The sequence below is a fragment of the Streptomyces sp. SID5643 genome (genome assembly GCF_009872555.1).
GTDB lineage: Bacteria > Actinomycetota > Actinomycetes > Streptomycetales > Streptomycetaceae > Streptomyces > Streptomyces iakyrus.
On sequence record NZ_WWIC01000022.1, the window covers coordinates 65495 to 77237 of the forward strand.

The following is an 11743-nucleotide window of genomic DNA, read 5'->3' on the forward strand; positions in this document are numbered from 1 at the left end:
ACCATGCTCCTGAAAATTTCAGGTTGTCAAATAACCGGGTACCCTTGTCGGCATGGCCTCCACCACACCGACGCCGCAGGACGTGACCAAGCGCCCGGATCCGCTGACCCTTGAGGTCGTCGAGCTGATCGGGGAGGTCGTGGCGCGGTTCCACGAGGACTACGAGTCGGCGGCGGCGGACCACACCCTGACCGGCGCGCAGGCACGGCTGCTCAGCCTGCTGTGCCTCGGACCGCTGCCGATGCGCAGGCTGGCCCGGCAGCTGAAGTGCGAGCCGTCCAATGTGACGGGGATCGTGGACCGGCTGGAGGCACGGGGACTCGTCGAGCGGCGGCCTGACCCCGCCGACCGCCGCGTGAAGGTGGCGGCGGCCACGGCCGAGGGCCGGAAGGTGGCCCGGAGCCTGCGGGAGTCGCTGCGGTTCGCCGGAGAGCCCCTGGCCGGGCTCTCCGAGGCCGAACGGGTGGCACTGCGGGACACATTGCGGCGGATGCTGGGCTGAGGGCGCTCCGCCCGGGCGCAGCCGGGGTCACGGCCGCGTACAGGGCGCCGCCCCCGTGCGCGAGGCGCCGGGCCGCCTGCTCGGCGCCCCAGGGAACGTGGTGGCAGACCCTAGGTGCACCACCACAGGAACCGCTTGCAGGGCTCGGACGGGGACGGTTCCGGTTGCGGGGGCTCGGTGGTCGGGTCCGACGTCGGGGCCGGCTCCGGGGGCGGGGCCGCGGTGGGGGCGGACGCCGGGCGGCTGGGGGCGTCGCCCGCCGTCGCCGATTCGGGGTCCTTCGACGGTTCGTCGCCCTTCGGGGACTTTGACGGCTCGTCGTCGGGGGACGCGGAAGCGGACGGCGAGTCGGACGCGTCCGGCGAGGGCGAGCCTGACGGGCCTTCAGCCCCGGCGGCCTTCCCGCTCGCACCACTGCCCGGCTTCCCCGCTTCCACCGAAGCGTCCCCGTCCGCCGACTCGCCTCCGGCAGCGGCCGGCTTCGGCGTCGAACTGGGGGCGTCCATGCCGAGTTCGGCGAGACTCAGGCCGCCCGCCGCCAGCACGAATCCGGCCGCCACGAACAAGGTCCGGCGCCGGCGCCGACGATGTGCCGCGGCCTTGCGGTCCCGCCGGCTCGCCCCGCCCGGCCCTTCGGCGACCGGGCCGCGCCCACGCCCGCGCCGCCGGGCGGCACGCCCCAGGTGCTCGTCGTCGCCCTCACCGGCGCCTTCTTCATCGACATCGCCGTCGTCGCCGCGTGTGCGGTCGTACGGGTCGTCGTCGTACGCGTCGCCGTATCCGTCAGCGGACGCATCCGGCCTGTCCGGCCCCGGCCCCGCGCCGTGCTCCGGCTCGCGCGGACGGCGCAGCGTTTCGGCCGAGGTGCCGCACCCCGGGCAGGCAAGGGCGCCGTTGAGGTGCCGTCGGCACGGGTCGCAGTAGTCCATGTCGCGGGAAGATTAAGTTCCGCGCAGGTCACGTTCCTAGATCCAGCTGTGAAGGTTCTGTAGGGACACGCCTCACCGGTAGTTTCGAAACTGTCGAAACCGTTATGCGCGCGACCCATTGACACCCCTGCCGCCGGATCCTTACTGTCACGCCAGCATTTCGAACGTGTGCCGAAATCTCGAACAAGGCGCACCGACGGAACACTGACGGAACACTGAGCCGACGAACCTGCGAGGGACAACCGCCGTGCGCATCACCGGAATCAGCACACACGTGGTCGGGACGCCGTGGCGCAACCTGACGTACGTCCAGGTGCACACCGACGAGGGGATCACCGGAGTCGGCGAGACCCGGATGCTGGGACACACCGACGCCCTTCTCGGTTACCTGAGGGAGGCCGAGGCCAATCACATTCTCGGCTCCGACCCGTTCGCTGTCGAGGACCTCGTCAAGCGGATGAAGTACGGCGACTACGGCCGTGCGGGCGAGATCGTGATGTCCGGTATCGCCGTGATCGAGATGGCCTGCTGGGACATCAAGGGCAAGGCCCTGGGCGTTCCCGTCTGGCAGCTGCTGGGCGGCAAGGTCACCGACAAGGTCAAGGCGTACGCCAACGGCTGGTACACCACCGAGCGGACCCCGGAGGCCTACCACAAGGCCGCCCAGGGCGTGATGGAACGCGGCTACCGGGCGCTCAAGATCGACCCCTTCGGCACGGGCCACTTCGAGCTGGACCACGAGCAGACCCTGTACGCCGTCTCCCTGATCGAGGCGGTCCGGGACGCCATCGGCCCCGAGGCCGAGCTGATGCTGGAGATGCACGGCCGCTTCTCCCCCGCCACGGCCGTGCGCCTGGCCAAGGAGCTGGCGCCGTTCAAGCCGGCGTGGCTGGAGGAGCCGGTCCCGCCGGAGAACCTCAAGGCGCTGGAGAAGGTCGCCGCCAAGGTCGACATGCCGGTCGCCACCGGTGAGCGCATCCACGACCGGATCGAGTTCCGGGAGCTGTTCGAGAGCCAGGCCGTCGACATCATCCAGCCGGACGTCGGCCATATCGGTGGAATCTGGGAGACCAGGAAGCTCGCCGCGACCGCCGAGACCCACTACATGCTGGTGGCTCCCCACAACGTGGGCGGCTCGGTGCTGACCGCCGCGTCCCTCCAGGTCGGCTTCACCTCCCCCAACTTCAAGATCCTTGAGCACTTCAACGACTTCGCCGACGCGGAGATCAAGAAGGTGGTCAAGGGTGCCCCGCAGGTGAACCCGGAGGACGGCTGCTTCCACCTCTCCGACGCCCCCGGCCTCGGTGTGGAGCTGGACGTCGACGCCGCCGCCGAGTTCCCCCAGCAGCAGGCCCGTTTCGACCTCTGGGCGGAGGGCTGGGAACAGCGCAAGCCGAAGGGCTCGCAGTGAGCACCGCGGTCGTCGTCGACGCCCCGGGCGAGCACCGTCTGGTGCCGCACGAGCCCCGGCGGCCCGAGGCCGGCGAGGCGCTGGTCCGGGTGCACGCCTCCGGGATCTGCGGCAGCGACCGCGAGGTCTACCAGGGCAACCGGCCCGAGGGCTATGTGCGTTACCCGCTGACCCCGGGCCACGAGTGGTCCGGGACGGTTCAGGCCGTGGGCGCCGGTGTCCCGGAGTCCCTCGTGGGCCGCAAGGTCGTCGGTGAGGGCTTTCGAAACTGTCAGGTCTGCGACCGATGCCACGCGGGCGACACGACCCTGTGCTCGGCCGGCTACGAGGAGACCGGGTTCACCCAGCCGGGCGCGATGGCGGCCACGCTGACCCTCCCGGCCCGTCTCCTGCACGCCCTCCCGGACGACTGCGACCTCACGGCCGCGGCCCTCCTGGAGCCCGCCGCCTGTATCGCGGCCGCCGCGCTGAAGGGCAACGCCCAGCCCGGCGAGCGCGTCGCCGTGGTGGGCACCGGAACCCTCGGCATGTTCGCCGTGCAGTTCCTGAAGGCGAACTCGCCGGGCGAGCTGCTGGTCGTCGGCACCCGCCGGGACCGTGAGGCGCTCTCGCGGAGTTACGGTGCGACGGACTTCCGGACCAAGGACCAGGAACTGCCGGACGACTTCGACGTGGTGATCGAGACGGCCGGGTCCGCGGACGCCGCCCGGATCTCGGCCGGTCTGCTCCGGCGCGGCGGCCGGCTGGTCCTGACCGGCATCCCGGCGCCCGGCGCCGACGGTCTCGACCCGACGGACCTCGTCGTGAAGCAGTTGGAGGTGCACACCGTCTTCGGTGCTCCGCCGGACGCCTGGGCGCACACGGTGCGGGTGTTCGCCGCCGGGCTGCTCGACCCGCTGCCGCTGGTGACGCACGAGCTGCCCCTCACCGAGTTCTCGCAGGCCATCGAGCTGGTCGGGGCCGGAGATCCCAAGGTGGGCAAGGTCCTGCTCCGCCCCTAGACGTACGCCGGTACGGGGGCGACCTGACGGCTCCCGTACCGGCGTACACCCAGCCCCACCCCGAGCCTCGCCCTACCCAGAGCCGCGAACCTCGTCCGAAATATCGAACCGAAGGACATTCCTGTGACCGACGCTCCCATCACGGCCGCCCGAAGGCCCGGTGAGCAGGCGCTCACCGCCCTGGGCCTGAGCGCGCCCGTCCCCGATCCCGCCGACGCCTCTCCGCACTCGTTCCCCGGCGGCGGCCGCTGGCGCACCGAGATCCCCTCCTGCGAGGGGCCCGAGGCGCTCGCGGTGGTGCTGAAGGAGGCCTCGCGGCTGGACGTGCCGATCCACCGGATCAGCCAGGGCAGCGGCGTCTGGATGCTGACCGACGCCGAGATCACCGAGATGGTCGAGTCGACCGGTGAACGCGACATCGAGCTCTGTCTGTTCACCGGCCCGCGCGGCACCTGGGACATCGGCGGATCCACGCGCACCGACTCGCGGGGGGCCGGTCTGCGCGCCCGGGGCCACGACGCCGTCGCCGGCTGTGTCGAGGACGCCGTCAGAGCCACGGAACTGGGCGTCAAGTGCCTGCTCGTCGCCGACGAGGGCGTGCTGTGGACGCTGCACCGGGCGCGGGCCGCCGGGATCATCCCGGCCGACACGACGCTCAAGGTCTCCGCGCTCATCGGCCCGGTCAACCCGGCGGCGTACGCGGTCTACGAGCGCCTCGGCGCCGACTCGGTCAACGTGCCGAGCGACCTGACGCTCGATCACCTCACGGAGATCCGACGGGTGTCGGGCGCTCCGATGGACATGTACATCGAGGCCCCCGACGACCTCGGCGGCTACGTGCGGATGTACGAGGTCGCCGAACTCATCCGTCGCGGCGCCCCGTTGTACCTGAAGTTCGGCCTCTCCAAGGCGCCCGGGATCTACCCCTACGGGCACCACATGCGGGAGCTGACCCTGGCCACCGCCAAGGAGCGGGTGCGGCGCGGCCGGCTCGCCCTGGATCTCCTGGCCCGCCACGGGGCGGACGGCGACATGGCGCCGCTCGGCTCACGACTGCCGGGCGATCTGCAACGGTTCGAAATCTCGTCATAACGTTCCGGAAACTCGCCTTACAAAAGAAGACACAGCCGCGCACAATCCCACACATCTCTTCTCGGTCTTTCCGGCACGACCACCCGGAGCGACTTCGCGCCCTCAGACCGAGCCCTGCCACAGATCAAGGATGATGATCATGCGTAACCGCAGAGCCGCCCTCACCGCCATAGCCGGAGCCGCGTCCCTCGCCCTCACCCTGTCCGCCTGCGGCCAGAGCGGTGAGGGGGGCAGCAAGGAGAGCGGAGGCGACACCAAGGGCGCCACCATCGGCATCGCGATGCCGACCAAGTCCTCCGAGCGCTGGATCGCCGACGGCAAGAACGTCGTCGCGGACCTGGAGTCCAAGGGCTACAAGACCAAGCTCGTCTATGGCGAGGACGACCCCGACCAGCAGGTCTCGCAGGTCGAGAACCTGATCACGCAGGGCGTCAAGGCGCTGATCATCGCCGCGATCGACAACAAGTCGATGAACAACGTGCTCCAGCAGGCCAAGGACGCCAACATCCCGGTCATCTCCTACGACCGCCTGATCCTCGGCACGCAGAACGTCGACTACTACGCCTCGTTCGACAACGAGAAGGTCGGCGAGCTCCAGGGCAACTACATCGTCGAGAAGCTCGGCCTGAAGGACGGCTCCAAGAAGGGCCCGTTCAACATCGAACTGTTCGCCGGCTCCAACGACGACAACAACACCCGCTACTTCTTCGGCGGCGCGATGAAGGTCCTCCAGCCCTACATCGACAAGAAGCAGCTCGTCGTCCGCTCCGGCCAGACCAAGCTCAACCAGGTCACCACCCTGCGCTGGGACGGCGGCACCGCCCAGAAGCGCATGGACGACATCCTGACCTCGGCCTACAAGCGCGAGCGCGTCGACGCCGTCCTCTCCCCCTACGACGGCATCTCCATCGGCATCCTCTCGGCGCTGAAGTCCGACGACTACGGCTCCAAGAGCAAGCCGCTGCCGGTCGTCACGGGCCAGGACGCCGAGGTCGCCTCGGTGAAGTCGATCATCGCCGGCCAGCAGTCGATGACCGTCTACAAGGACACCCGCCAGCTCGCCAAGGTCTCCTCGAACATGGTCGACGCGCTGCTCAACAAGAAGAAGCCCGAGGTCAACGACACCAAGACCTACGACAACGGCTCGAAGGTCGTCCCGGCCTACCTGCTGGAGCCGGTCGCCGTCGACAAGACGAACTACCAGAAGGAGGTCGTCGACTCCGGCTACATCAAGGAGAGCGACCTCAAGTAGTCCCCGCCACCGACCGACGAATCACCACTGATTGGAAGGCACGACCATGGCGGGACCCGTCCTGGAAATGCGCTCGATCGTCAAGACCTTTCCCGGCGTCAAGGCGCTGTCGGACGTCACGCTGACCGTCCGGCAGGGCGAGGTCCACGCCATCTGCGGGGAGAACGGCGCCGGCAAGTCGACCTTGATGAAGGTCCTCTCCGGCGTCCACCCGCACGGCACGTACGAGGGCGACATCCTCTTCGAGGGAGAGGTCTGCCAGTTCAAGGACATCCGGGCCAGTGAAGAGCGCGGCATCGTGATCATCCACCAGGAACTGGCCCTGGTGCCCTACCTCTCTCTCGCCGAGAACATCTTCCTCGGCAACGAGCACGCCACCCGGGGGATCATCAGCTGGACCGACACCCTCCGGCACGCCAGCGAGCTGCTGCGCCGGGTCGGCCTCTCCGACCACCCGGACACCCGCGTCGCCGACATCGGCGTGGGCAAGCAGCAGCTCGTGGAGATCGCGAAGGCCCTGTCGAAGAAGGTGAAGCTGCTCATCCTGGATGAGCCGACCGCCGCGCTGAACGACGAGGACAGCGGCAAACTCCTGGACCTCATCCTGGAGTTGAAGAAGCAGGGCATCACCTCGATCATCATCTCCCACAAGCTCAACGAGATCCGCAAGGTCGCCGATTCGGTGACGATCCTCCGCGACGGCCAGACCATCGAGACCCTCGATGTGAAGGCCGAGGAGACCACCGAGGACCGGATCATCAGCGGCATGGTCGGCCGCGACCTGGAGCACCGCTTCCCGGAGCGCTCCCCGCACGAGCCCGAGGAGGGCGCGGCACCGGCCCTGGAGATCCGGGGCTGGACCGTGCACCACCCGATCGACCAGCAGCGCAAGGTGTGCGACGACGTGTCGCTGCACGTGCGGCGCGGGGAGATCGTCGGCATCGCGGGCCTGATGGGCGCCGGCCGCACCGAACTCGCGATGAGCGTCTTCGGGCGGACCTACGGCCGGTACGCGGCCGGCACGGTCCTCAAGGACGGCAAGGAGATCCGTACGAAGTCCGTCCCGGAGGCGGTCAAGCACGGCATCGCGTACGTCACCGAGGACCGCAAGCACTACGGCCTCAACCTCATCGACACCATCAACCGGAACATCTCGCTGAGCGCCCTGGGCAAGGTCGCCAAGCGCGGTGTGGTCGACGAGCACGAGGAGCGGCAGGTCGCCGAGGGCTTCCGCAAGTCCATGAACATCAAGGCGCCGACGGTGTTCGAGCCGGTGGGCAAGCTGTCCGGCGGCAACCAGCAGAAGGTCGTCCTCAGCAAGTGGATCTTCTCGGGTCCGGACGTGCTGATCCTGGACGAACCGACGCGCGGTATCGACGTCGGTGCCAAGTACGAGATCTACACGGTCATCGACCAGCTGGCCGCCCAGGGCAAGGCGGTCGTCTTCATCTCCTCCGAGCTGCCCGAGCTGCTCGGTATGTGCGACCGCATCTACACGATGGCCGCGGGGCGGCTGACGGGTGAGTTCTCGCGGGCCGAGGCCTCCCAGGAATCGCTGATGCGTCAGATGACGAAGGACAAAGAGGTAACCCGATGAGCACGGACGTGACCGCCAAGAGCCCGGCCCCCGCGCCGCCGGGCAAGAGCGGAGGGGCCGCGGGCGACGGCCTGTTGCAGCTGGTGATGGAGGGCATGCGCCGCAACATGCGGCAGTACGGCATGCTCATCGCGCTGGGCCTGATCGTGGTCCTGTTCGCCGTCTGGACCGACGGCGACCTGCTGCTGCCGCGCAACGTCTCCAACCTGGTGCTGCAGAACAGCTACATCCTGATCCTCGCGATCGGCATGATGCTGGTCATCATCGCCGGCCACATCGACCTGTCGGTCGGATCGCTGACGGCGTTCGTCGGGTCGATGGCCGCCGTGTTCATGGTCAAACAGGACCTGCCCTGGCCCCTCGCCGTGGTGCTGTGCCTGGCCGTGGGCGCGGTCGCCGGTGCCGTACAGGGGTTCTTCATCGCGTACGGCGGCATACCGTCGTTCATCGTGACCCTGGCGGGCATGCTGATCTTCCGCGGTCTGACGGAGATCTTCCTGGAGGGCCAGACCCTCGGCCCGTTCCCGGACGGTCTTCAGAAGGTCGCCAACGGGTTCCTGCCCGAGGTCGGCCCGAACACGAACTACCACAACCTGACCCTGCTGCTGGGCTTCGCGATGATCGCCTTCGTGATCTTCCAGGAGGTCCGTGACCGCAAGCGGCAGCAGGAGTTCGACCTGGACGTCCCGCCCACCAAGCTGTTCCTGCTGAAGCTGGTCGCGATCGGCGCCGCGGTGCTGACGCTCACCATGCTGCTGGCCAGCTACAAGGGCGCCCCGATCGTGCTGCTCATCCTGGGCGTGCTGCTCGTCGGCTTCGGCTACGTCATGCGCAACGCGATCATCGGCCGCCACATCTACGCCATCGGCGGCAACCTCCCGGCGGCCAAGCTGTCGGGTGTGAAGGACAAGAAGGTCACCTTCCTTGTCTTCCTGAACATGGGCATGCTCGCGGCCCTGGCGGGTCTGGTCTTCGCCGCCCGCTTCAACGCGGCCTCTCCCAAGGCCGGCCTCAACTTCGAGCTGGAGGCGATCGCGGCCTCGTTCATCGGCGGTGCGTCGATGAGCGGCGGTGTCGGCACCGTCCTCGGCGCGATCATCGGCGGCCTGGTCCTGGGCGTGCTGAACAACGGTATGAACCTCGTCGGCATCGGCACCGACTGGCAGCAGGTCATCAAGGGCATGGTGCTGCTGGCGGCGGTCGGGTTCGACGTGTGGAACAAGCGCAAGGTCGGTTCGTAAGTCAGCTCGGGCCCCGCTGGAAGGCGGGGCCCGCTCCATATGCGGGAGCCGCACAGATGGAACTGAACAGACGCACGGTCATCGCGGGAGCAGCGGCGGCGGGGATGGCCGCCACCACGCTCGGCGGCACGGCGCACGCCACGGGAGGCAGGAAGCCGGTGAAGACGCTCTTCGGCAAGCTCGCCGACGGCACCAAGGTCTACAGCTGGTCGCTGGAGAACGGCGGCACCCGCCTGAAGGTCCTGTCCTGGGGCGGTGTCGTGCAGTCCCTGGAGATACCCGACCGCCGCGGCCGGTACGCCAACGTCTCCGCCGGCTTCGACAACCTCGAGGACTACGTCGCGAAGACCCCGTACTTCGGCGCGTTGATCGGCCGTTACGGCAACCGTATCGGCAAGGGCAGGTTCACCCTGGACGGCAAGGACTACCAGCTGTCCGTCAACGACGGTGAGCAGAGCCTGCACGGCGGCACCCAGGGCTTCGACAAGCGCGTGTGGGACGTCGAGCCGTTCGTGAAGGGCTCCGACGTCGGCCTGCACCTGTACTACACCAGCGTCGACGGCGAGATGGGCTACCCGGGCACGCTCAAGACGAAGGTGACGTACACGCTCACCCGGCGCGGCGAGTGGCGCATCGACTACGAGGCCACCACCAACAAGGCCACCGTCGTCAACCTCACCAGCCACGTCTACTTCAACCTGGCCGGCGAGGGCAGCGGCACGATCGAGGACCACGAGCTCCAGATCGCGGCCTCCCGCTACACGCCCACCGATGCGGGCCTGATCCCCACGGGCGAGCTGGCCAAGGTCGCGGGCACCCCCTTCGACTTCCGCAAGGCCAAGCCGATCGGCCGGGACATCCGCGTCTCCCACCCGCAGCTGGTGACCGCCAAGGGATTCGACCACAACTGGGTCCTCGACAAGGGCATCACCGCCCGCCCCGAGCACGTCGCCACCCTGCGTGACCCGGCCTCCGGCCGCACGATGAAGATCGCCACGAACGAGCCGGGCCTGCAGTTCTACTCCGGCAACTTCCTCGACGGCACGCTGACCGGCCCGTCCGGGCGCACCTACCGGCAGGGCGACGCGCTGTGCCTGGAGACGCAGCACTTCCCGGACTCGCCGAACAAGCCGAAGTTCCCCTCGACGGTCCTGCGACCGGGGCAGACGTACCGGACGACGACCATCCACACGTTCGGCTGCTGAGGCCACTGACAGATCTTCACCAACCGGACACAGGTTCCGACCGTTTTCCCGACGGTTGAACGGTGTCACGGTGGTCGCCGTATGAAAGGGCGGTCCGCGCTCCCCCGCGCGGGCCGCCCTTGAACGTCGGGTCCGTCCGTCCCCAACGGACCCGCCCCATACGGAGGTTCCATGGCCGACAACGTCACGTCGCTGTTCCGCAGTACCGCGGCACACAGCCCGTCGATGGCGGCTCTGACACGTGAGGGCGGCGAGGGAGCCGGCCCCGTGGACTTCTGTATCCCCTGCAACCCGTACTTCCCGACCCCGGCCATGTTCGAGGACATGGCGGGCCGGCTGCGCGACATCATCACGTACTACCCGAGCAGCGCCGACACGATCACGGCCGAACTGTGCAGCCTGCTCCAGCTGCCTCCGCAGTGCGTGGCCATGGGCAACGGCTCCACCGAGCTCATCACCTGGATCGACCACCTGCTGGTCCGCGAGTCCCTCGCCGTGCCCGTCCCCACCTTCGGCCGCTGGACCGACCAGCCCATGGAGACCGGCAAGCGGGTCGACATGTTCCCGCTCCAGGAGTCCAGCGGCTTCGCCCTCGACCTCGCGCAGTACGCCGAGTTCATCCGGGCCCGGGGCACCCGCGTCGCCGTCATCTGCAACCCCAACAACCCCGACGGCGGCTTCCTGCACAAGCACGCCATCGTCCAGTTCATGGACGCCATGGCCGACCTCGACCTGGTCGTCATCGACGAGTCGTTCCTGGAGTTCGCGGACGCCGAGGCCGAACCGTCCGTCGTGCAGGAGGCGATGCTGCGGCCCAACGTCGTCGTGCTGCGCAGCCTCGGCAAGAACTTCGGTCTGCACGGCATCCGCTTCGGCTACCTGGTCGCCAACCCGGCGCTCGCGGGCCGCATCCGCTCGATGCTCCCCAAGTGGAACCTCAACTCCTTCGCCGAGCACGTCGTCTTCATGCTCAAGGAGCACGGCGCCGAGTACGCGCAGAGCCTCCAGCAGGTGCGCCGCGACCGCCTCGACATGGCCGGCCAGCTCTCCTCCCTGCCCGGGCTGACGGTCTACCCGTCGCAGGGCAACTTCCTCTTCGTGCGCCTCCCCGTGGGTGCCGAGGGCACCGTCGTCCGGGACCGGATGCTCACCGAGCACCGGATCCTGGTCCGCGAGTGCGGCAACAAGATCGGCTCGTCCAGTCGCTTCCTGCGTCTCGTGGTGCGCCCCCAGGTGGACGTGCGTCGCCTGGTGTCCGGCCTGGAACAGGTGCTCTACGGGACGTCCAGGAGGGGAGCCGCCGTGCCCGAGCTGGGCAATGGGACCAGCTACAGCTCGGGCACGGCGGCCGTGGACCGCCTGGTGAGCGAGACGAACGGGTCGGGTATGCGGGGGCTGGCCGCGCAGGCGGTCGGGATGGCCGCGGCCCCGGCCGCCGCGGCGGGGGCCGGCGAGCCCACGCTCGCACCTGCTGCCGCGGCCGCGAGCCTGGGCGGGCCGGGACTCGCCGCCG

Annotated in this window: 10 protein-coding genes; 9 read left to right on the forward strand and 1 reads right to left on the reverse strand. The window is 68.9% G+C overall.

Features of this window, described 5'->3' with window-relative positions:
- Window positions 1-52 precede the first annotated feature (52 nt).
- Window positions 53-502: a MarR family winged helix-turn-helix transcriptional regulator gene (locus GTY56_RS02720; RefSeq protein WP_161362065.1), complete on the forward strand. Its 450-nt coding sequence runs from the start codon at window positions 53-55 to the stop codon at window positions 500-502.
- Window positions 503-612: 110 nt separating this feature from the next.
- On the opposite strand, the gene GTY56_RS02725 is transcribed toward GTY56_RS02720, so the two are convergent.
- The gene (locus tag GTY56_RS02725; RefSeq protein WP_202509638.1) at window positions 613-1431 is read right to left on the reverse strand and encodes an SCO2400 family protein; all 819 of its coding nucleotides are present in this window, start codon (window positions 1429-1431) and stop codon (window positions 613-615) included.
- A gap of 247 nt (window positions 1432-1678) precedes the next feature.
- Between GTY56_RS02725 and GTY56_RS02730 the strand changes: the two genes are divergently transcribed.
- The 8 genes from GTY56_RS02730 to GTY56_RS02765 form a co-directional block, all read left to right on the forward strand.
- A complete protein-coding gene (locus GTY56_RS02730) occupies window positions 1679-2842 on the forward strand; it encodes an enolase C-terminal domain-like protein (RefSeq protein ID WP_161362067.1) in 1164 nt (387 codons plus the stop codon).
- A complete protein-coding gene (locus tag GTY56_RS02735; RefSeq protein ID WP_161362069.1) occupies window positions 2839-3843 on the forward strand; it encodes an alcohol dehydrogenase catalytic domain-containing protein in 1005 nt (334 codons plus the stop codon). Before GTY56_RS02730 ends, GTY56_RS02735 begins: the two co-directional genes overlap by 4 nt.
- Before the next feature lie 123 nt (window positions 3844-3966).
- On the forward strand, window positions 3967-4935 hold the full coding sequence (locus GTY56_RS02740; RefSeq protein WP_161362071.1) for a hypothetical protein: 969 nt from the start codon (window positions 3967-3969) through the stop codon (window positions 4933-4935).
- Window positions 4936-5074: 139 nt separating this feature from the next.
- Entirely contained in the window at window positions 5075-6187 is a 1113-nt protein-coding gene (chvE, locus tag GTY56_RS02745; RefSeq protein ID WP_524540068.1) for a multiple monosaccharide ABC transporter substrate-binding protein, read from the forward strand.
- Window positions 6188-6233: 46 nt separating this feature from the next.
- Window positions 6234-7784 carry a multiple monosaccharide ABC transporter ATP-binding protein gene (gene mmsA, locus GTY56_RS02750; protein WP_161362075.1) on the forward strand — a complete coding sequence of 517 codons (1551 nt, stop codon included), beginning with the start codon at window positions 6234-6236 and terminating at the stop codon, window positions 7782-7784.
- The gene (gene mmsB / locus GTY56_RS02755; protein ID WP_161362077.1) at window positions 7781-9025 is read left to right on the forward strand and encodes a multiple monosaccharide ABC transporter permease; all 1245 of its coding nucleotides are present in this window, start codon (window positions 7781-7783) and stop codon (window positions 9023-9025) included. The genes mmsA and mmsB overlap by 4 nt, the downstream gene beginning before the upstream one ends.
- 56 nt (window positions 9026-9081) lie before the next feature.
- On the forward strand, window positions 9082-10230 hold the full coding sequence (locus GTY56_RS02760; RefSeq protein WP_161362079.1) for an aldose epimerase family protein: 1149 nt from the start codon (window positions 9082-9084) through the stop codon (window positions 10228-10230).
- A 171-nt stretch (window positions 10231-10401) separates the two neighbouring features.
- Window positions 10402-11743: pyridoxal phosphate-dependent aminotransferase (locus GTY56_RS02765; RefSeq protein WP_237524354.1), on the forward strand; the 1342-nt coding region annotated here is incomplete at its 3' end.

Coding starts and splice junctions, on each gene's coding strand:
- GTY56_RS02760 (WP_161362079.1), top strand. CDS start 9,082: ATGGAACTGAACAGACGCACGGTCATCGCGGGAGCAGCGGCGGCGGGG.
- mmsA (WP_161362075.1), top strand. CDS start 6,234: ATGGCGGGACCCGTCCTGGAAATGCGCTCGATCGTCAAGACCTTTCCC.
- GTY56_RS02720 (WP_161362065.1), top strand. CDS start 53: ATGGCCTCCACCACACCGACGCCGCAGGACGTGACCAAGCGCCCGGAT.
- mmsB (WP_161362077.1), top strand. CDS start 7,781: ATGAGCACGGACGTGACCGCCAAGAGCCCGGCCCCCGCGCCGCCGGGC.
- chvE (WP_524540068.1), top strand. CDS start 5,075: ATGCGTAACCGCAGAGCCGCCCTCACCGCCATAGCCGGAGCCGCGTCC.
- GTY56_RS02725 (WP_202509638.1), bottom strand. CDS start 1,431: ATGGACTACTGCGACCCGTGCCGACGGCACCTCAACGGCGCCCTTGCC.